This is a genomic window from Methylobacterium sp. Leaf117 (genome assembly GCF_001422985.1).
Taxonomy (GTDB): Bacteria; Pseudomonadota; Alphaproteobacteria; order Rhizobiales; family Beijerinckiaceae; genus Methylobacterium.
Genome location: NZ_LMNL01000001.1, coordinates 238,140 through 257,945 on the forward strand (window position 1 = coordinate 238,140; position 19,806 = coordinate 257,945).

Annotated in this window: 17 protein-coding genes; 12 read left to right on the forward strand and 5 right to left on the reverse strand. The window is 69.6% G+C overall.

Going from position 1 to position 19,806, the window contains the following annotated elements; translation table 11 throughout:
• Position 1 precedes the first annotated feature (1 nt).
• The 3 genes from ASF57_RS01045 to ASF57_RS01055 form a co-directional block, all read right to left on the reverse strand.
• Complete coding sequence (locus ASF57_RS01045) at positions 2-358, reverse strand: diacylglycerol kinase (RefSeq protein ID WP_056189539.1); 357 nt, start codon at positions 356-358, stop codon at positions 2-4.
• 1 nt (position 359) lies between these two features.
• Positions 360-1,409 carry an AbrB family transcriptional regulator gene (locus ASF57_RS01050; protein WP_056189537.1) on the reverse strand — a complete coding sequence of 350 codons (1,050 nt, stop codon included), beginning with the start codon at positions 1,407-1,409 and terminating at the stop codon, positions 360-362.
• 63 nt (positions 1,410-1,472) lie between these two features.
• Positions 1,473-2,447, reverse strand: coding sequence for a LysR substrate-binding domain-containing protein (locus ASF57_RS01055; RefSeq protein WP_056479001.1), 975 nt, complete (start codon positions 2,445-2,447; stop codon positions 1,473-1,475).
• 138 nt (positions 2,448-2,585) lie between these two features.
• On the opposite strand from ASF57_RS01055, the gene ASF57_RS01060 reads away from it, so the two are divergent.
• Positions 2,586-4,175, forward strand: a complete 1,590-nt coding sequence (locus tag ASF57_RS01060) for a catalase (RefSeq protein WP_056189532.1) — start codon at positions 2,586-2,588, stop codon at positions 4,173-4,175.
• A 369-nt stretch (positions 4,176-4,544) separates the two neighbouring features.
• Entirely contained in the window at positions 4,545-6,563 is a 2,019-nt protein-coding gene (locus tag ASF57_RS01065; RefSeq protein ID WP_056479004.1) for an EAL domain-containing protein, read from the forward strand.
• 142 nt (positions 6,564-6,705) lie between these two features.
• On the opposite strand, the gene rplS is transcribed toward ASF57_RS01065, so the two are convergent.
• On the reverse strand, positions 6,706-7,161 hold the full coding sequence (gene rplS / locus ASF57_RS01070; RefSeq protein ID WP_056479007.1) for a 50S ribosomal protein L19: 456 nt from the start codon (positions 7,159-7,161) through the stop codon (positions 6,706-6,708).
• Between the two features lie 268 nt (positions 7,162-7,429).
• On the opposite strand from rplS, the gene ASF57_RS01075 reads away from it, so the two are divergent.
• From ASF57_RS01075 to ASF57_RS01120, 10 genes are all read left to right on the forward strand, one after another.
• Positions 7,430-7,996 (forward strand): NifU family protein, encoded by a 567-nt coding sequence (locus ASF57_RS01075; protein WP_056479010.1) that lies wholly within the window; start codon positions 7,430-7,432, stop codon positions 7,994-7,996.
• Positions 7,997-8,183: 187 nt separating this feature from the next.
• Positions 8,184-8,861 carry a tRNA (adenosine(37)-N6)-threonylcarbamoyltransferase complex dimerization subunit type 1 TsaB gene (gene tsaB, locus ASF57_RS01080; protein ID WP_056189520.1) on the forward strand — a complete coding sequence of 226 codons (678 nt, stop codon included), beginning with the start codon at positions 8,184-8,186 and terminating at the stop codon, positions 8,859-8,861.
• Positions 8,858-9,379 carry a GNAT family N-acetyltransferase gene (locus ASF57_RS01085; protein WP_056189516.1) on the forward strand — a complete coding sequence of 174 codons (522 nt, stop codon included), beginning with the start codon at positions 8,858-8,860 and terminating at the stop codon, positions 9,377-9,379. The genes tsaB and ASF57_RS01085 overlap by 4 nt, the downstream gene beginning before the upstream one ends.
• Positions 9,380-9,406: 27 nt before the next feature.
• Positions 9,407-10,357: a lysophospholipid acyltransferase family protein gene (locus tag ASF57_RS01090; protein ID WP_082503613.1), complete on the forward strand. Its 951-nt coding sequence runs from the start codon at positions 9,407-9,409 to the stop codon at positions 10,355-10,357.
• A complete protein-coding gene (gene miaB, locus ASF57_RS01095; RefSeq protein WP_056479013.1) occupies positions 10,354-11,694 on the forward strand; it encodes a tRNA (N6-isopentenyl adenosine(37)-C2)-methylthiotransferase MiaB in 1,341 nt (446 codons plus the stop codon). Before ASF57_RS01090 ends, miaB begins: the two co-directional genes overlap by 4 nt.
• 172 nt (positions 11,695-11,866) lie before the next feature.
• Positions 11,867-12,976: a PhoH family protein gene (locus ASF57_RS01100; RefSeq protein WP_244476757.1), complete on the forward strand. Its 1,110-nt coding sequence runs from the start codon at positions 11,867-11,869 to the stop codon at positions 12,974-12,976.
• Positions 12,973-13,482 carry an rRNA maturation RNase YbeY gene (ybeY, locus tag ASF57_RS01105; protein ID WP_056479019.1) on the forward strand — a complete coding sequence of 170 codons (510 nt, stop codon included), beginning with the start codon at positions 12,973-12,975 and terminating at the stop codon, positions 13,480-13,482. The genes ASF57_RS01100 and ybeY overlap by 4 nt, the downstream gene beginning before the upstream one ends.
• Before the next feature lie 36 nt (positions 13,483-13,518).
• The gene (locus tag ASF57_RS01110) at positions 13,519-14,622 is read left to right on the forward strand and encodes a hemolysin family protein (protein ID WP_056479022.1); all 1,104 of its coding nucleotides are present in this window, start codon (positions 13,519-13,521) and stop codon (positions 14,620-14,622) included.
• Between the two features lie 10 nt (positions 14,623-14,632).
• Positions 14,633-16,309: an apolipoprotein N-acyltransferase gene (lnt, locus tag ASF57_RS01115; protein WP_056479025.1), complete on the forward strand. Its 1,677-nt coding sequence runs from the start codon at positions 14,633-14,635 to the stop codon at positions 16,307-16,309.
• Positions 16,306-17,481, forward strand: a complete 1,176-nt coding sequence (locus tag ASF57_RS01120) for an MFS transporter (RefSeq protein WP_244476758.1) — start codon at positions 16,306-16,308, stop codon at positions 17,479-17,481. The genes lnt and ASF57_RS01120 overlap by 4 nt, the downstream gene beginning before the upstream one ends.
• 108 nt (positions 17,482-17,589) lie before the next feature.
• Here the strand turns inward: ASF57_RS01120 and ASF57_RS01125 are convergent, their stop codons facing one another.
• On the reverse strand, positions 17,590-19,656 hold the full coding sequence (locus tag ASF57_RS01125) for a protein meaA (RefSeq protein ID WP_056479028.1): 2,067 nt from the start codon (positions 19,654-19,656) through the stop codon (positions 17,590-17,592).
• Between the last annotated feature and the right edge of the window lie 150 nt (positions 19,657-19,806).

Here is a 19,806-nt window from a genome sequence, read left to right on the forward strand (position 1 = left end):
GTCAGGGGTGGTCTGACAGGCGCTCGACCAGGGCGGCGATCCAGATCAGCGCGGCGATGCCCTGGGCCGAGAAGGTCCCGGCCGAGGCGAGATCCTTGACGATGCCGATCTTGGGATGGTGCCCGGGATGGAGGTGGTCGCAGAGCTTCTCGATCGCGGTGTTGAGGAACTCGGCGGCCAGCATCAGCAGCAGGCTCGCCAGCAGGGCGACCCGGACCCAGAGCGTGGAGCCGAGCAGCAGCCCCAGCGGCACCCCGAGGACCAGCAGCACGAGTTCGAGGCGCACGGCTCGCTCGGTGCGGGCGCCGTGCACGAGGCCGCGCCAGGAATTGAGGAAGGCGAGATAGAGGGCGTGCATCTCAGCGGGCCGCCGGAGCGCTGCGGGTGATCCACTTGGCCACGACCGGTCCGGTGACCAGCACTACGAACAGCCGCAGGGTCTGGACTGCGAGCACGAAGGACACGTCGACCTTCGAGCCGACCGCGATGATCGCCACCGAATCGAGCCCGCCGGGACTGGTGGCGAGGTAGGCGGTGAGAAAGTCGATGGGCAGCAGGAAGGTCAGACCGTAGGCCCAGCCGCCGCACAGGGCGATCACCCCCAGGGTGGCGATCATGATGCCCGGCAGGGCGCTCACCGTTTCGCGCAGGGTCTCGCGCCGGAAACGCAGGCCGACATACCAGCCGATGGTGGCGTAGGCGAGGTCGAGGACCGGCATGGGCAGTGCCATCGACACGAGGCCGGAGGCGTGGAGCGCCGCGCCGAGCAGCATCGGCCCGATCAGCGCGAAGGCCGGCAGGCGCAGGACCTTCGCCAGAACGGCGCCGGCGGCCGCCACCGCCAGGGTCGCCAGGATCGAGAGCGGCGCCACGCTGAAGGGGTCGGATGCCGGCACCACGTCGGTGACATCGGTGAGCAGGCGGGCCATGACGGAGGCCGACAGCACCACGGCGACCACCCGCACGTACTGCATGAAGGCCACGAGGCGGGGATCGGCGCCGTACTCCTCCGACATCGCCACCATGGCGGCGGCGCCTCCGGGGGACGAGCCCCAGGCCGCGGTGGAGCCCGGCAGGATGCGCAGGCGGGTGAGCGCCCAGCCCACCGCGCCGCCGACCAGCACCGTGACCAGCACCACCGCCAGGATCAGGGCGCCGTCCTCCGACACCGTGCGGACGATCTCGCCGGTCACCGTATGGGCGACGAGGCAACCGATCATCGCCTGGGCCGCCTGGAAGCCGAATTTCGGCACCGACAGGTTCGCGCCGCCGACGCCGAAGGCGATCGCCGCCACCATCGGCCCGAGCAGGAGCGCCGCCGGAAAATGCGCGTGGTCGAGGCCATAGGCCAGGAGGCCGGAGGCGCCGAGGAGAGCCGCCCAACGGCCGAGAAAGCGCAGTGAGAGCACGGAGAGGCCGGAAGGATGCGGAGAGACGCGAAGGCCGGGCCGTACGGCCCGTCGTGCCGGGCGCTACACCGGATCGGCCACGCTGTCACGGCGCGGGATGCGCGGGCGGGGCATACCGTCGTCGCGGCAGGCGGTGGTGCCGGACGGGGCATGGGCGCGGAAGAAGGCGGCGAGATGGGCGAGGCCGTCGCTGCGCGGATCGCTGGTGCGCCAGGCCAGGGCGATTGTACGGCCGGGGCCGTCGACGTCGAAGCTGCGGGTCACCGTGAGGCCGCTCGGGTCGGGTCCGATGGGAACCGCCAGCGTGGGCAGCAGGGTGTATCCGGCCCCCGCCGCCACCATCGAGCGCAGGGTCTCCAGGCTGGTGGCGTGGCGCCCGGCGGCGGAGCCGGCGCCGCAGGCCGCCACGGTCTGGTCGCGCAGGCAGTTGCCCTCGTCGAGGAGGAGGAGGTCCGGCCCGGCGATGTCGGTGGCGCGCAGCGCACCGCCCCGGGCAAGAGGGTGCTCGGCCGGGCAGGCGAGCTGGAACGGCTCGACGAAGAGCGGCGACACGGTGAGCCCGGAGGCCGGCACCGGCAGCGAGATCAGGGCCGCGTCGATGCGGCCGTTGCGCAATCCTTCGAGAATCTCGGCGGTGCGGGCCTCGCTCAGGGCCAGGGCCAGTAGCGGAAATTCCTGGCGCAGGGTCCGCAACACCAGGGGGAACAGGTAGGGCCCGAGCGTCTGGATGGCCGCCAGGACGAGGCGGCCGGTGAGCGGGGCGCCGCGCCCCTCGCTGGCCAGGACCAGGAGGCGCTGGGCCTCCGCCATGACGATGCGGGCCTGGCTCACGATGGTCTGGCCGGCCGGGGTCAGCATCACCCGGCGATTGCCGCGCTCGAACAAAGCCAGGCCGAGCAGGTCTTCCAGCTTGCGGACCTGGACACTCAGGGTGGGCTGGCTGACATTGCAGCGCTCGGCGGCCCGGCCGAAATGCATCTCCTCGGCGACGGCGACGACATATTCGAGATCGCGCAGGGACAGGCCCGACATATTCATAGGCTTTGTCTATCATCCCTTTCGCCACGATGCATTAGCCAAATCGCCGGCGCGGGTCCATAAGACCGGCTCGGAATGATTCCAAGATTCGGATGCGGCGGTCGCCGCGACGATCTTATCTGAGCGAGAGAGCACCGCATGAGCGATCAGCGCCCGATCCTGACCACCCGACAGGGCCACCCGGTTCGCGACAACCAGAGCACCCGTACGGTTGGCGAGCGCGGCCCCGCGACCCTCGAGAACTACCAGTTCATCGAGAAGATCACGCATTTCGATCGCGAGCGTATCCCGGAGCGCGTCGTCCACGCCCGCGGCGCCGGCGCTCACGGCTACTTCGAGGCCTATGGCAAGATCGGCAACGAGCCGGCCTCCAAGTACACCCGCGCCCGCGTTCTCAACGAGACCGGCGTCAAGACGCCGATGTTCGTGCGCTTCTCCACCGTGGCCGGCGCCAAGGAAAGCCCCGAGACCGAGCGCGACCCGCGCGGCTTCGCGGTGAAGTTCAAGACCGTCGACGGCAACTGGGATCTGGTCGGCAACAACCTCAAGGTCTTCTTCATCCGCGACGCGATCAAGTTCCCCGACATGATCCACGCGTTCAAGCCCGATCCGGTGACCAACCGGCAGGAGGCGTGGCGCTTCTTCGACTTCGTGGCGCAGCATCCCGAAGCCATCCACATGGTGACCCACCTCAAGTCGCCCTGGGGCATCCCCGCCAACTATCGCGAGATGGAGGGCTCGGGCGTCAACACCTACAAGCTGGTCAATGACCAGGGCGAAGCCGTGCTGTGCAAGTTCCATTGGGAGCCCAAGCAGGGCGTCCGCAACCTGACCTCGGCCCAGGCCTCCGAGATCCAGGCCAAGGATGTCGGCCACGCCACGCGCGACCTCTACGACAACATCAAGGCCGGCAACTTCCCCGAGTGGGAATTCTGCGTGCAGATCATGCCCGACGGTCCGAACGACCACCTGTCGTTCGATCCCCTCGACGACACCAAGCTCTGGCCGGTCGAGGACTTCCCGCTGCTGCCCGTCGGCCGCATGGTGCTCGATCGCGTGCCGGACAACTTCTTCGCCGAGGTCGAGCAGTCGGCCTTCGGCACGGGCGTGCTCGTGGACGGCATCGATTTCTCGGACGACAAGATGCTCCAGGGCCGGACGTTGTCCTACTCGGACACGCAGCGCTACCGCGTCGGCGCCAACTACCTCCAGCTGCCGATCAACGCGCCGCAGCCGGGCGTGAAGGTCTATTCGAATCAGCGCGACGGCCAGATGACCTACGGCGTCGACGGCACCGGCCCGAATGCCCACATCAACTATGAGCCCTCGACCCTGGCCGAGGGCCTGCGCGAGGCGCCGAAGCCGGCCAAAGACTATCACCAGCCGGTGCAGGGCCAGCTCGGCCGCTACCAGACCTCGCGCACCGAGGACGACTACACCCAGGCCGGCGTGCGCTACCGTTCGTTCCAGGATTGGGAGCGTGACGACCTGATCGCCAACCTCGTCGGCGACATGAAGCAGTGCCCGGAGCCGATCCAGCTGCGGATGGTCTGGCACTTCTGGCACGCCGACGAAGATTACGGCCGTCGCGTCGCCGAGGGTGCGGGGATCGATCTGGAAAAGGCCAAGGCTCTGCCGCCGCTTCCGGGCCGCGCCGCGCCGGGCAAGCGGCTCCAGGCCGAGACTTATACCGACGGCAGCCAGGCTCACAGCATCGCCGCCGAGTAAACTCACCGTCTCATCGCGAAGGCTGATCGAGTCCCGCCGGGTCCTAGGACCCGGCGGGACTTTTTCGTTGCTCGATCCTCTGCGCGCCGCAGGCAAAGGTCGGATCGGGAACGACGGGCGACGAGGGGTTCGACGCAATGACATCCATCGAGCGTTGACGGACATCCGTCGTTCGACAGGCACGGACGTGGCGGTGTGATGTGCTGTAAATCTGAAAGCTTATGCTGTTGAAGACAAGTTCTTGTTTTTGATGATTCCCCCTATAGGCTGCGTTATTCGAAAGACGCACGATATATTTACCGATTTGTCTGTCAGATAGCCGGCGTGGCAGAATGCCAGGGTGTTCGAGCGCGGGACGAAAGATCAGCCTTGATCAGGAACGAACCCAGCTCCGTCGAGGCGATCATCGAGCGCGATCGGGCGCGCGAGGTCCTGCGGGGCATGCGCCCGACGCTGATCGCGAACGTGTTCGTCTCGGTGTCCCTCGGCGGGATGATGTGGGAGCTGGTTCCTCGCGCGCTGATCCTCGCCTTCGTCGGCGTCAACGCCCTGCTCAACTTCTCCCGTGCCCTGATTGCCGCCCGATGGCTGAGGCTGAGCCATACGGACCGGTACCCCGACCGGGTCCTGGCCTTCGCGTGGATCGGCGCCCTGCTCTCGGGCCTGTGCTGGGCCGGTGCCCTGATCGGCCTCGCGCAGAACGGACACACGCAATCGGTGGCGGTCGCCCTGGCCTTCTGCAGCCTGAATGCCGGGGTCATCCAGAGCAAGGTGTCCCGGGCTCCCGCCATCGCCTTCATGCTTCCGAGCCTCTCGGTGCTCACGGTGCTGTTCCTCGTCGAGGGATCTCTCAGCGCGCAGATCATCGCCGTGAACCTGATCATCCTCGCGGTGCTGATGATTCGCGGCGCGACCGACCAGGAGGCGCATTACCTGGAGTCGAGCCGCCTCAAGCTGGAAGCCACCGCGCTGGCCGAATCGTTGAAGGCCGCCAATCTCGCCGCCGAGCAGGCCCTGCGCCGTCTCGAATATTCGGCGTCCCACGATCACCTGACCGGCCTGTTCAACCGGGCGGCCTATCAAGCCGCCTTCGAGGCACGCCTGGGAAATGGGACGGCGGATCGGGAGGAGTTCTGGATCCTGCTGATCGACCTCGACCGCTTCAAGGGCATCAACGATACCTTCGGGCATGCGGTCGGCGACGCGGTCCTGATCGAATCCGGTGCGCGCCTGAGACGGATTCTCGGCGCGGAGGCCGTGGTCGCGCGTCTCGGAGGCGACGAGTTCGCCGCCCTGGTCCCCGGTCCGCCCGGCCGGGACGACGGGCCGAGGCTGGCGCGGGAGATCGTGGCGCAGCTTGCCGTGCTGGTCACGGCGTCCGGCCAGACCGTCCAGGCGGGTGCCAGCGTCGGCATCGCCCGCTACCCGGGTGACGCCGACACCCTCGTAGATCTGCAATGCCATGCCGACCTGGCCCTCTATGTCGCGAAATCGAAGGGCCGTGGCGCTTGGTGCCGGTACGAGGAGGCCATGTACCGGGTGGCGCGGATCAAGCGGGAGATCGAGCGCGACCTCGCCGGCGCCTTGGAGAGCCGGGCGATCCGGGCCTGGTTCCAGCCCCAGGTCGAGAGTCGGACCGGCGCGGTGGTCGGGGTCGAGGCGCTGCTGCGCTGGAACCATCCGAAGCTGGGGTGGGTGTCGCCCCCGGACGTGATCGCGGCTGCCCTGGCGACGCGCCAGTCGCGCGCCGTGATGCAGGTCATCCTGCGCGACGGCTGTCGTATGGCGCAGCAGCTCGATGCCGCCGGCCATTCCCACGTCCGTGTCTCGATCAACATGTCGCCGAGTGAATTCGGGAGCTATCCCCTCGCCGCGATGGTCGCCGCCGAACTGGCGGCCCACCAGGTCGCGCCGGCGCGCCTCGCGATCGAGATTACCGAGGAGGCGGTCTATTCTAGCGAGCGGGGCGGGGCGGACGTCGAGGCGCTGATCGGGATGGGGGTCGGCATCATCGTCGATGATTTCGGCGTCGCGTACTCGTCGATCGGAGCCCTGCGCAACCTGCGCTTCGACTGCCTGAAGATCGATCGGAGCTTCATCAAGAACCTCGTCGACGAGGAACGGGACCGCCTGCTGATGAAGGCCATCCTGGCCTTCGCCCGGACCCTCGGGGTGACGGTGGTGGCCGAAGGCGTCGAGACCCGCGCCCAGTTCGACATCCTGAAGCAGCTCGGATGCCCGATCCTTCAGGGCTACCACTTCGCCGGCGCCATGCCGGAGCCTGCCGCGCTGGACTGGGTCGCCCACAACGCCGCCCTGCGATTCGGATTGTCCCGGGACGAGGGCTGGTTCGTCACGGGCCGCCGACGCCTCGCCGTGCAGGCCTGATCACCGATCGTCCGGTCGGTGGCGACGGATTCTGCTCCGAAAACGACGGAAGGCCCGCGCGATATCCCGTGCGAGCCTTCTCGTATCCGCCTGACGCGCGCGCGATGCGCCCGTCAGATGTTCATCGGATCCTGCTGCGATCTTACTCGGCAGCGTTCTTGGCCGCGCTCTTGGCGGCCTTCTCGGCCTTGCGGGCGTCCTTGTTCGCCTTCGAGGCATCGGCCTTGGCGGCCTTCTCGGCGGGGCGATCGGCGCGCTCGACGATACGGGCGGACTTACCGCGACGGTCGCGCAGGTAGTACAGCTTGGCGCGACGCACCTTGCCGCGACGGACGACGACGATCGAATCGATCAGCGGCGAGTAGAGCGGGAACACGCGCTCGACGCCTTCGCCGTAGGAGATCTTGCGGACGGTGAAGCTCTCGTTGAGGCCGCCACCGGAGCGCGCGATGCAGACGCCCTCATAGGCCTGCACACGGGTGCGCTCGCCTTCCTTCACCTTCACGTTCACCGTCACGGTGTCGCCGGGCTGGAAGTCGGGGATGGTCTTGCCGAGCGAAGCGATCTGCTCCTGCTCGAGCTGCTGGATGATGTTCATCGATGATATCCTGCCGGTGCGCGCCCGTGATCCCCGGATGGGACCGCGTGCGTCAGGATTTCGGCATCCTGTTTTGAATTGAGGCGGGCCATACACGAGGTGCGGCCCCTTGTCCAACCCGGTCCCGGCGGTTTCGGGGCGGGCTCTGCGCAGCCCGCACGGTTGAGAAAATCGCCGCTCCGGTCCACATGGAGAGGGCGGCGGAGCCTTCCGGCGTCATTCCCGGCCGGCCTTGAACCGGCGCAGCGGACGAGGATCTTTCTGAGCCATGTTCATCCAGACCGAAGCCACTCCGAATCCCGCCACCCTGAAGTTCCTGCCCGGCCGCGTGGTCCTGACCGAGGGCACCTTCGAGGCGCGGGACGCCCAGGCCGCGGCCCGCTCGCCCCTGGCGACCCGCCTGTTCGACGTGCCCGGCGTCTCGGGCGTCTATCTCGGGCACGATTTCATCTCGGTCACCAAGGCCGAGGACGACAATCTCTGGCCGCAGGTGAAGCCGGCTGTGCTCGGCGCGATCATGGAGCATTTCCAGTCCGGTGCGCCGACCCTGGCCGAGGGCCACGTCGTCGGCAGCGAGGATGCCGAGGAGTTCTTCGATCCGGCCGACCTCGAGACGGTTGAGACGATCAAGGACCTGCTGGAGACCCGCGTTCGTCCGGCCGTGGCCGGCGACGGCGGCGACATCACCTTCCGGGGCTACAAGGAAGGCGTGGTCTACCTTGAGATGAAGGGCGCCTGCTCGGGCTGCCCGTCCTCCACCGCCACCCTGCGCAATGGCGTGCAGAACCTGTTCCGGCACTTCCTGCCGGAAATCCGCGAGGTGCAAGCGATCTAAGGTCGGCGATCCAAAATCGGCGATCCGAGGTCGAGAAACCGCCCGTTCGGCGCAAAGCCGCAACAGGTTTGCGCGAATGTGTCCCTGACGGCCGCTCCGCTCTGCCGGAGCGGCCGTTTTTGTCTTAACGTCAGGCCGTCCCGGGACGCAGGCGCGCTCCGGGGCCGCGGCACGATCGGGAGTGAGTTTGCGTATCCTCGCCATTGACACGGCGCTCGACGCCTGTTCCGTCTGCATCGCCTCGGATGCCACCGACGATCTCCTCGCCCACGAGTCGATGGTCCTCGGTCGCGGTCATGCCGAGGCCCTGCTGCCGATGATCGAGCGCGTGGTCGCCCGGGTCGAGGGCGGTTTCGAGGCGCTGGACCGCGTCGCCGTGACGGTCGGGCCGGGCAGCTACACCGGCCTGCGGGTGGGGCTTTCGGCCGCCCGCGCCATCGGTCTCGCCACCGGCATTCCGGTGGTCGGCGTCACCACCCTGTCGGCCCTGCTGGCGCCGCTGCTGGCGCTCAACGGCGAGGGCCTGATCGTCGCCGCCATCGACGCGCGTCACGGCTCGGTCTACCTCCAGGCGATGAGCATGACGGACGGCATCGTGGTGCCGCCGAGCCACGTTCCGGTCGCGGAGGCGGCGGCGATGCTCGATGGCGTCGTGACGCTGGTCGGCTCCGGTGCGCCCCTGATCGCCGCCGCCGCCAAGGCCCGCGGATTCGCCGTCGAGGTCGCCGGCACCGGGGCCGCCGAGATCGGCTGGATCGCCTCGCTCGGCATGCTCGCCGATCCGGCCCAGGCCCTGGCCCGGCCGCTCTACCTGCGTGGCCCCGACGCCCAACCGCAGGACCATGCGAGGCTTGCGCGCCGATGACCCGACCCCTGACTCCCTTTTGGCCCTTCGAGGTCTGGTCCGCCTGGTGGGAAGCCTGGGGCACGGCGCCCTACGTGACCGTTCTGCGCGATTCCGGTCAGGCCCGGGCGCTGGCCCGCATCCACGCCACCGCCTTCGCCCGCCCCTGGGACGCGCACGAGTTCGAGCGCATGCTGTGCGAGCGTTCCACCGAGGCGCATGCCCTGTGGAAGAACGGTGCGATCCAGGGCTTCGTCCTGTCGCGCCGCGCCGCCGACGAGGCCGAGATCCTCACGGTGGTGCTGGCGCCGGGCGTGCGCGGCGGCGGCCTCTCGCATAAGCTGGTGAGCGCGCATCTCCAACACTTGGCCCAGACCGGCATCCGCACCGTCCATCTGGAGGTCGACGAGGGCAACGCCCCGGCGCTGAAGCTCTACGCCCGCCACGGCTTCCGGCAGGTCGGCGAGCGGACGGGCTACTACACCCGCGCCGACGGCCAGCGCGCGACCGCGCTGACCATGACGGCGGTGCTGGCGTGATCCGGCGCCACGGCGCCTGAGCGCGTGATGACCCGCGTCGGCACGGCGATCCGGCTCCTCCTCTGCGCGCTCCTCTTCGGCGCGATCGTCGGCCCCCACCTTCTCAGCCTGCGCTTCGGGCGCGGACGGATCGCGGCCTGGATGCCGGTGCTGTTCCACCGCGCCTTCCGGATGCTGTTCGACCTGCGGGTGACCCAGAGCGGCACCCCGCCCGGGCCGGGCGAGCCGGCCCTGGTGCTCGCCAACCACGTGTCCTGGCTCGACATCCTCGTCCTCGGCTCCCTGCGGCCGCTCTCCTTCGTGGCCAAATCCGAGATCGCCGGCTGGCCGGTGGTCGGCACCCTGGCGCGGCTCCAGCGCACGGTCTTCATCGACCGGACCCGCCGCGCCGACACCGCCAGCGTCAACGCCACGGTGGCTCGCCGTCTGGCGCGGGGCGATCTCATCGTGCTGTTCGCCGAGGGCACCACGGGCGACGGGACCCGGCTGCTGCCGTTCCGCTCCTCGCTCGTGGGCGCCGCCCGCGCGGCCGTCGCCGGAGAGGGCCCGGCCCGCATCCGCCTGCAGCCGCTGGCGCTCACCTATCCGCGCCGGAACGGCCTGCCGGTGGTGCGTGCCGAGCGCCCCGAGATCGCCTGGTACGGCGACATGGACCTCGCGCCCCACCTCGCCAGCTTCCTGGCCGGCGGTCCCCTCGACATCCACGTCAGCTGGGGCGCGCCGATCGCCTTCGAAGCCGGCACCGACCGCAAGCGCGCCACCGCCCTGGCCGAAGCCTCCGTGCGCGAGGCGGTCCAGCGCGGCACGACCGGACGCCCGCCCCTCGGGCCGGTCTGGTGTGGGCGCCGCCCCGCCGGAACGCGCTCCAGCACGAGCCTGCCGGGGAGGGAGTTGCCGATCCACCAGGGCATCGCGACGGCGGCGCCGATCCGTGCTATGGGCGGCCGCACATCCTCATCCTCGGAATCGGACTGTTGAAGAAAGCCTACGTCAAATCCTACGGCTGCCAGATGAACGCCTACGACGCCGCCCGCATGGCGGACGTGCTGGGCGCCGAGGGCTATGCGGCCACCGACGTGGTGGAGGACGCGGATGTCGTCATCCTCAACACCTGCCACATCCGCGAGAAGGCCGCCGACAAGGTCTATTCGGAGCTTGGGCGCCTGCGTGTGCTGAAGGGTGAGCGGGCGCAGGCCGGACGCGACACCAAGATCGTGGTGGCGGGCTGCGTCGCCCAGGCCGAGGGGGCCGAGATCCTGGCCCGCGCCGCGACCGTCGACGTGGTGGTGGGGCCGCAGAACTACCATCGCCTGCCGGATCTGCTGGCGCGCTCCGCCACCGGGCGCGTGGTCGACACCGAGTTTCCGGTCGAGGACAAGTTCGACCATCTGCCGGCCCGCCGGACCCACGGCGTCACCGCCTTCCTCACGGTGCAGGAGGGCTGCGACAAGTTCTGCGCCTTCTGCGTGGTGCCCTATACCCGCGGCGCCGAGGTCTCGCGTTCCGTGGCGGCGATCCTGGCGGAGGCCGAGAAGCTGGTGCGCGGCGGGGTGCGCGAGATCACGCTGATCGGTCAGAACGTCAACGCCTATCACGGCCTCGGGCCGGACGGCGAAAGCGCGAACCTGCCGGTTCTGCTGCGGGCGCTGGAGCGTCTGCCCGGCCTCCTGCGCCTGCGCTACACCACGAGCCACCCCAACGACATGGACGACGATCTGATCGCCGCCCACGGGACGATCCCGGCGCTGATGCCGTACCTGCACCTGCCGGTGCAGTCCGGCTCCGACCGGGTGCTACGGGCGATGAACCGCAAGCACAGCGGCGACGCCTATCGGCGGATCATCGAGCGGGTGCGAGCGGCCCGGCCCGACATCGCCCTGTCGTCGGACTTCATCGTCGGCTTTCCCGGCGAGACCGATGCGGAGTTCGAGGAGACGATGCGGCTGGTGCGCGATATCGGCTTCGCCAGCGCCTTCTCGTTCAAGTACAGCCCACGTCCCGGCACCCCGGCCGCCGACAGCGTCGATGCGGTGCCGGAGGCGGTGAAGTCCGAGCGTCTGGCCGCGCTCCAGGCTTTACTCGACGCGCAGCGGCACGCCTTCAACGCCTCGGCCGTCGGCCATGTGGTCGAGGTCCTGGTCGAGAAGGTCGGGCGCCACCCTGGCCAGGTCGCCGGCAAGACGCCCCATCTGCTGCCGGTGCAATTCGATGCGCCAGCCTCGACCATCGGCACGGTGGTGCCGGTGCGGGTGGTGCGGGCCGGCTCCAACAGCCTGTTCGGCGAGACGGTCGGCGACACGGCGGCGGCCGCTTGAGCGCTCGGAGCGCAGCGGCGACGCGTCCGGTCTCCGGTCGGGCGATACGCCGCGCCGGGGAAGCGCTGGACGTGGCGCAACGAATTCCGATGTCAGGGGCTTCTCCGGACACGCGGTGCGAAACGGCTTCGCACCCTCCGATTCGTCCCGGACGGCAATGAAGGACAACGGCGTGCCAGGAACTGAAGGGTCGGGCGGACGTGGCGGCGCCCTGCGGGGGCGCGGCCCGGCGGCGCGGATCGGGGGGCTGGTCGAAACCGAGGAGGTCGCGCTGACCTTCGACGACAACCGCCTCGCGAGCCTTGTCTTCGGCCAGTACGACCAGAACGTCGCCCATATCGAGCGCCGTCTCGGCGTCACTGCCACGGCGCTCGGCAATCATCTCGTGCTGAAGGGCAGCGTCGAGGCGGCCGAGAAGGGCCGCAAGGTGTTCGAGCGGCTCTATGCCCGGGTCAAGACTAACGGGCTGCCGCTGACCCTCGGCGACGTCGACGGGGCGATCCAGGAAACGACGCAGCAGGGCAACCTCTTTCCCGCCGCCGAGGTCAGCGCCGAGCCCGACCGGGCTGTGTTCGACCAGATCGCCACGCGCAAGCGCGGCGCCGTGCGCGCCCGCAACCCCGCGCAGGACGCCTACATCAAGGCCCTACGCAGCCACGAACTCGTCTTCGCCGAGGGACCGGCCGGGACGGGCAAAACCTGGCTCGCCGTGGGCCATGCGGTCTCCCTGCTGGAGCAGGGCCATGTCGAGCGCCTGATCCTGTCGCGCCCCGCCGTCGAGGCCGGCGAGCGGCTGGGCTTCCTGCCGGGCGACATGCGCGACAAGGTCGATCCCTACCTGCGGCCGATCTACGACGCGCTCTACGATTTCATGGAGGCGCGCCACGTCGATCGCGGTCTGCAGACCGGCATCATCGAGATCGCGCCGCTGGCTTTCATGCGCGGGCGCACCCTGACCAACGCCGTGGTGCTCCTCGACGAGGCGCAGAACACCACCTCGATGCAGATGAAGATGTTTCTGACCCGGCTCGGTGAGAATTCCCGCATGATCATCACCGGCGATCCGAGCCAGATCGATTTGCCGCCGGGCCAGAAATCCGGCCTCGTCGAGGCCGTGCGCGTGCTCGACGGCGTCGAGGGCATCGGCCGCATCACCTTCCGCGACGTCGACGTGGTGCGCCACGATCTCGTCCGCCGCATCGTCACCGCCTACGAGGCGGCGTCGCACGGGGAGGGCGATGCCGACCGGGCGCCCCTGTCCCGCCGGAGGCCCCTGTCGTGAGCGCTGCCGTTTCGGCCGAGATCGACGTCGCGATCGAGGACGCGCGCTGGACGAGCGTGGCGCCGGATCTCGAAGCGTTCGTGATCCGGGCCGTGGAAGCCGGGCTCGCCGCCGCCCCCGAGGCGCCGGAGGGCGAGGTCGAGATCAGCGTGCTGCTCACCAACGATGCGGCGGTGCAGGACCTGAACCGGACTTGGCGCGGCAAGGACAAGCCGACCAACGTGCTGTCTTTCCCGGCTGCGCCCCAGCCCACTCATCCGGGCGTGCCGCGTCCGCTCGGCGACGTCGTTCTTGCGTATGACACGATGCTGCGCGAGAGTGCCGAGCAGTCGAAACCGCTCAGCGACCATCTGGCCCATCTCCTCGTCCATGGCACCCTTCACCTCCTCGGTCAGGACCACGAGACCGGCGAGGCGGATGCCGAGGCGATGGAAGCCCTCGAAGTGGCGGCGCTTCGGACCCTTGGCGTGCCCGACCCCTATGCTGCAGAGACCTGCACGGAGTGAGCGGCGATCCCGCCCGACATCCCAGATCAGAGAGACATGACGAACGATCGAAGTCGCGGCGCGGCCCAGGCCGCGCCCAGTTCCGGCGATGGTGAGAACCAGGCCCGCGAGCCCTGGTACGACCGCCTCCTCCACGTGTTCCATCTTCGCCCGCGCGATTCGCTGCGCGACGACATCGAGGGCGCGCTGGCCGAGCCCGACACTGGCGAGAACGCGTTCTCGCCCCTCGAACGCGCCATGCTGAAGAACGTGCTCGGCCTGCACAAGGTGCGGGTCGACGACGTCATGATTCCCCGGGCCGACATCGTCGCGGTCTCGATGGACACCAGCCTCGGCGACCTGCTGAAGCTGTTCCGCACGGCCGGGCATTCCCGGCTTCCGGTCTACGGGGAAACCCTCGACGACCCGCGCGGCATGGTCCACATCCGCGACTTCGTCGACCACATCGCTGCCCGGGCCGAGGCCGGCAGCCGCCGTGCGGCGCCGACGCAGCCGGAGGGCGAGGCCGCCCCGATCCTGCCGCCGCGGGCCCGCCGGGGCGCCCGCGCTCTGCGCAGCCTCAACCTCGCCCAGGTCGATCTCTCGGCGACGCTGGCGGCGACTCGTATCCAGCGCCCGGTGCTGTTCGTGCCGCCCTCGATGCCGGCCATCGATCTGCTGGTCCGGATGCAGGCGACGCGCACCCACATGGCCCTCGTGATCGACGAGTATGGCGGCACCGACGGCCTGATCTCGATCGAGGATCTGGTCGAGATGGTGGTGGGCGACATCGAGGACGAGCACGATGTCGCCGAGGGACACCTGATCCAGCGCGTCGATGGGGAGAGCGACGTGTTCGTCGCCGATGCCCGGGCGGGCCTCGCCGAGGTCTCCGCCGCGAGCGGCGTCGACCTCGTGGCGGCGGTCGGCGAGATGGCCGAGGAGATCGACACCATCGGCGGCCTGATCGTGACCCTGGCGGGGCGCGTGCCCTCGCGCGGAGAGCTGATCAGCGGTCCCGGGAACCTCGAATTCGAGGTGCTCGACGCCGATCCGCGCCGGGTGAAGCGCCTGCGCCTGCAGCGGGGGGATGCCCGCATCACCGCCGTGGTTCCGCTGGCCCTGCCGGCGCCCACGCCGCCCGGATCGCCGGCCCCGTGACGGGTTTCGCATGACGTCGAGCGTCGTGGGACGCGCCGGTTACGGAGCGGCGACGAGGCCGCTTGCCGCCCTGGCGCAGTGGGTGATGCTGACCGCAGGCTGGCGCCGCATCGCCGTCGCCATGGCGGCCGGCGCCGCCGGCGCCCTGGCGATGCCGCCCTTCGGGCTGTTTCCCGCCCTCGTCGTATCCCTGTGCGTCGCGGTCTGGCTGATCGATGGCGCCGCCACCGGACGCCGGGCCACGCGCGGGGCGGTCCTCGCCAGCGCGGTGATCGGCTGGGCCTGGGGGTTCGGCTATCTCACCGCGGGTCTGTGGTGGCTCGGATCGGCTTTCCTGGTGGAGGCCGAGGAGTTCCTGTGGGCGCTGCCCCTGGGTGTCGTCGGCCTGCCGGCGGTACTGGCCCTGTTCTACGCCCTCGGCTTCGGGCTCGCCCGGCTGCTGTGGTCGCGCGGGGCACTGCGCATCGTCGCCCTCGCGCTCGGCCTGTCCGCCAGCGAGTGGCTGCGCGGGCACCTCTTCACCGGGTTTCCCTGGAATACGCTCGGCATGGCGCTGGGGCAGAACCTGTGGCTGATGCAGGGCGCGTCCCTGGTCGGCCTCTATGGCCTGACCCTTCTGGCGATCCTCATCGCGGCCGCCCCCGCGACCTTGGCGGTGGCGGACAGCGCGCGCGGACGCTTCGGGCCGCTGGTCCTCGCCGGCCTCGCCCTGGCGGCCCTCGCGGGATTCGGCGCCGCGCGGGTTCCGGCCGCCGCCGATCCGATCGTGGCGGGTGTGCGCCTGCGCCTGGTCCAGCCGAATCTCAACCAGGACGCCAAGTTCCGGCCCGAGAACCGTCAGGACATCCTCGACCGCTACCTCGAACTCAGCGACCGCGCCGCCGCGCCCGACCGTACCGGCATCGCCGACGTCACGCACGTGATCTGGCCGGAATCAGCCTTTCCGTTCCTGATCCAGCGCGATCCCGAGGCCCTGGCCCGGATCGCCGCCGCTTTCCCGCCGGGCAAGCAGCTCATCACCGGGGCGGCGCGGGCCGAAGTGCCGGTGGGCGACGCGCGTCCGCGCTTCTTCAACAGCATCCTGACGATGTCGGCCGGGCCGAAGCTCGGCGACATCTACGACAAGGTCCACCTGGTGCCCTTCGGCGAGTACCTGCCCGGACCCCTCGACGCGACCCTGCGCGCCCTGCACATCCGGCAGTTCGTCTCGATCCCGGGCGGCTTCACCGCGGGCGACCGGGCGACCCAGCGGATCATGACCATCCCGGGCCTGCCCCCGGTGGCGGCGACGATCTGCTACGAGGCGATCTTTCCGGGCGCGATCGTGCCGGGCGCCACGCCGAACTGGCCGCCGCCGGTTCCCGGCCTGATCCTCAATCTGACCAACGACGCCTGGTTCGGCGACACGCCGGGGCCACGCCAGCACCTCGCCCAGGCGCGTCTGCGTGCCGTGGAGGAAGGGCTGCCCCTGGTGCGCGACGCCAACACCGGCATTTCGGCCGTGATCGACGCCCATGGCCGCATCACCGCCAGCCTGCCGCTCGGCGTCGAGGGCGTGCTCGATGCCAACCTGCCGACCCGGCTCTCCGGGCGGACGCTCTATGCCAGCCTCGGCGACCTGCCGTTCGGGCTGGTCTGGATCGGGGGTTTCCTCACCACCCTGGCGGTACGGCGGCGCAGCGCGTGAAGACGACATCGCCGACGCGAGCCCGGCCGATCCTTCTCGGTCTCGGCATCCTGCTGGTCGCCTTCAACATGCGCCCCGCCCTGACCACCGTCGGCCCGCTGCTGGAGCGCATCCGCGCCGAGACCGTCCTGAGTGCCGCCGGGGCGGCCCTGCTCACCACGCTTCCGGTGCTGTGCATCGGTCTCGCCTGCACCCTCGGCCCTCCGGTGATGCGACGCTTCGGGGCCGATCGCGGCGTGCTGCTGGCGGTGGCGATCGTCGCGCTGGGTTCGGGCCTGCGCGGCCTCGGCGGTCTCGGGCCGCTCTTCGTCGGCGCCTGCCTCGCCGCCTTCGGGATCGGCCTCTCGGGTGTGCTCCTGCCGGGGCTGGTCAAGCGCGACTTCCCGGGACTGACCGGATTCGTCACCGGCCTCTACACCATGGTGCTCTGCCTCGGTGCGGCGGCGGGGGCGGGCCTCGCGGTGCCTCTGGCCGACCAGCTCGGAAGCTGGCCCGTGGCCCTCGGGGTGTGGGCGCTCCCGGCCATCGTGGCGACCGTCGCCTGGGCGCCATTCGCGACGGGCGCCGATGCGCAGGCCGGACACGCGCGCCGGATCTCCCTGTGGCGCGACCGGATCGCCTGGCAGGTGACCGGGTTCATGGGCCTGCAATCGTCGCTGGCCTACATCATGTTCGGCTGGTTGCCCCTGGTGTTGCACGACCGCGGGCTCAGCGCGGTCGAGGCCGGGTTCGTGTCCTCACTGATGAGCATCGGGCAGGCCCCGGCGGCGCTGCTGGTGCCATCCTTCGCGGCACGGGTGCGCGACCAGCGCGGCTTCGCCGCCGGGCTTCTCGGCCTGTGCATCGTCTCGCTGGTGGCGCTGGTCTACGGGCCGCTGTCCTGGGCCCTTCCGGTGGGCATGCTGCTCGGGGCGGGCCTCGGTGGGCTGTTCGGCCTCGGCCTCACCATCATCGTCCTGCGTGCCCGCGATCCGGCCGCCGCCGGCAGTCTCGCGGCGATGTCGCAGAGCGTCGGCTACACCCTGGCCTCGCTCGGCCCCCTGAGCTTCGGTCTGGCCCACGACCTGACCGGCACCTGGGCCGCCTCGACGGCCCTGTTCTGCGCCATCGCGATCGCGGCGTTCCTGTGCAGCCTGGGTGCGGGACGCGACCGCTATGTCGGGCGGGGCTGAGCGGCCCCGAGACCTCGAGATTACGGGCTGGCGCTTCGACCAACGGCCCAGACCGTCAGGGCCGATCGGGTGCCCGGAGGGGCCAAAAACCCTCCGGGCGCGCTTGGCTCAGAACACCTTCTCGGCGGTGTCGCCGCGCGGGGTCGCTCCCGCGACGCCGGCCTTGGCGTCGGCCTGCTCGGCGGCGCGCTTGTCGAGGGCGCGTTCCACCACCTTGGCGATGCCCACCATGATGGTGTCGAGGATGTAGTCCTTCGGGGTGTAGACCGCCGTCACGCCCATGTTCTTGAGCACCAGTTCATCGTCGGGCGAGATGATGCCGCCGACCACCAGCGGGATGTGATCGAGCCCGGCCTCGCGCATCTTGGCCCGGACGTCGCGCACCAGGGGCACGTGGCTGCCCGAGAGGATCGACAGCCCGACCACGTGGGCGCCCGTGGACTTCGCCTTGGCGACGATCTCGGCCGGGGTCTGGCGGATGCCGTCATAGGTCACGTCGAAGCCGACGTCGCGGGCGCGCAGCGCGATCTGCTCGGCGCCGTTCGAATGGCCGTCGAGGCCCGGCTTGCCGACCACGAGCCTGGGGGTCTCGCCCAGGCGCTCGCCGAGATCCGCGATGAGCAGTTTGGCATCGGCGGCGGCGCCCGATGAGATGGTCTCGAGGGAGACGCCGGTCGGGGCGCGATACTCGCCGAAGACCTGGCGCAGGCGCTCGCCCCACTCACCGGTGGTGACGCCGGCCTTCGCCGCCGCGATCGACACCGGCATGATGTTGGCGCCGGAACGGGCGGCCGCTTCGAGGTCGTCCAGTGCCTTGTCGACGGCCCGGCCGTCGCGCTTGGAGCGCCACTCGCGGATGCGCTGTTCGGCCTCCATCTCGACCGTCTCGGAGACGGTGAAGATCGCCCCCTCGCCGGCGGTGAGGGGCGAGGGCTCGCCGGCCTGGAACTTGTTGACGCCGACCACGACCTGATCGCCGGCCTCGATGGCGGAGATCCGCTTGGCGTTTGACTCCACCAGCGCCCGCTTGAGGGCGCCGGTCTCGACGGCCGCCACGGCGCCGCCGATGCCGCCGATCTCCTCCAACGCCTTGCGGGTCTCGGCCTTCAGGGCCTCGACCTTGGCATCGATGACCTTCGAACCGTCGAAGATGTCGTCGTATTCGAGCAGGTCGGTCTCGAAGGCCAGAATCTGCTGCATCCGCATCGACCATTGCTGGTCCCAGGGGCGCGGCAGGCCCAGCGCCTCGTTCCAGGCCGGAAGCTGCACGGCGCGGGCGCGCGCCCGCTTCGACAGGGTGACGGCCAGCATTTCGATCAGGATGCGGTGGACGTTGTTTTCCGGCTGCTGCTCGGTGAGGCCGAGGGAATTGACCTGGACGCCGTAGCGAAAAATCCGCTTCTTCGGGTCGGTGATGCCGTAGCGCTCCTGGGCGATCTCATCCCAGAGTTCCGAGAACGCCCGCATCTTGCAGATCTCGGTGACGAACCGCATGCCGGCATTGACGAAGAACGAGATGCGGCTGAACACGTCGGCGAAGCTGGCTTCGTCGAAATCCGGGTCGTCGCGCACCGTGTCCAGCACCGCGATGGCGATGGCGAGCGCGTAGGACAGTTCCTGCACCGGCGTCGCCCCGGCCTCCTGCAGATGGTAGGAGCAGACGTTCATCGGGTTCCACTTCGGCACTTCCTTGGTCGTGAACAGGATCACGTCCTTGGTCAGGCGAAGGGAGGGCGCGGGCGGAAACACGTAGGTGCCGCGCGACAGGTATTCCTTGATGATGTCGTTCTGCGTGGTGCCCTGGAGCCCGGCGAACGGCGCGCCCTGCTCCTCGGCCACCGCGAGGTAGAGCGACAGCAGCCACGGTGCCGTGGCGTTGATCGTCATCGAGGTGTTCATCTGCTGCAGCGGAATCTGGTCGAACAGGGTCCGCATGTCGCCGAGATGAGCGATCGACACGCCGACCTTGCCGACCTCGCCGCGCGCCAGCTCGTGGTCGGGATCATAACCGGTCTGGGTCGGCAGATCGAAAGCAACCGAAAGACCGGTCTGCCCCTTGGCGAGGTTGCCCTTGTAGAGCGCGTTCGATTCCTTCGCGTTGGAATGGCCCGCATAGGTGCGGATGATCCATGGCTTGTCGCGCTTGATCTCCGCAACGCCTGCCTGTCCGCTCATCCCCGAAGACTCCCTGAGACTGAATTTGATGTGATCTAAAATTGAATTTGATTGTTCTCGATCACTTGCTGCGCACCCTAGCGAAGCGCGTGCGCGGCGTCATCAGGACGAACGGCCCGGATGCTCACGGTTGCGCGCCTGCAACGATCG

Coding starts and splice junctions, on each gene's coding strand:
- ASF57_RS01085 (WP_056189516.1), top strand. CDS start 8,858: ATGACCCGACCCCTGACTCCCTTTTGGCCCTTCGAGGTCTGGTCCGCC.
- ASF57_RS01055 (WP_056479001.1), bottom strand. CDS start 2,447: ATGAATATGTCGGGCCTGTCCCTGCGCGATCTCGAATATGTCGTCGCC.
- ASF57_RS01060 (WP_056189532.1), top strand. CDS start 2,586: ATGAGCGATCAGCGCCCGATCCTGACCACCCGACAGGGCCACCCGGTT.
- lnt (WP_056479025.1), top strand. CDS start 14,633: ATGACGTCGAGCGTCGTGGGACGCGCCGGTTACGGAGCGGCGACGAGG.
- ASF57_RS01110 (WP_056479022.1), top strand. CDS start 13,519: ATGACGAACGATCGAAGTCGCGGCGCGGCCCAGGCCGCGCCCAGTTCC.
- ASF57_RS01090 (WP_082503613.1), top strand. CDS start 9,407: ATGACCCGCGTCGGCACGGCGATCCGGCTCCTCCTCTGCGCGCTCCTC.
- rplS (WP_056479007.1), bottom strand. CDS start 7,161: ATGAACATCATCCAGCAGCTCGAGCAGGAGCAGATCGCTTCGCTCGGC.
- ASF57_RS01125 (WP_056479028.1), bottom strand. CDS start 19,656: ATGAGCGGACAGGCAGGCGTTGCGGAGATCAAGCGCGACAAGCCATGG.
- ASF57_RS01045 (WP_056189539.1), bottom strand. CDS start 358: ATGCACGCCCTCTATCTCGCCTTCCTCAATTCCTGGCGCGGCCTCGTG.
- ASF57_RS01075 (WP_056479010.1), top strand. CDS start 7,430: ATGTTCATCCAGACCGAAGCCACTCCGAATCCCGCCACCCTGAAGTTC.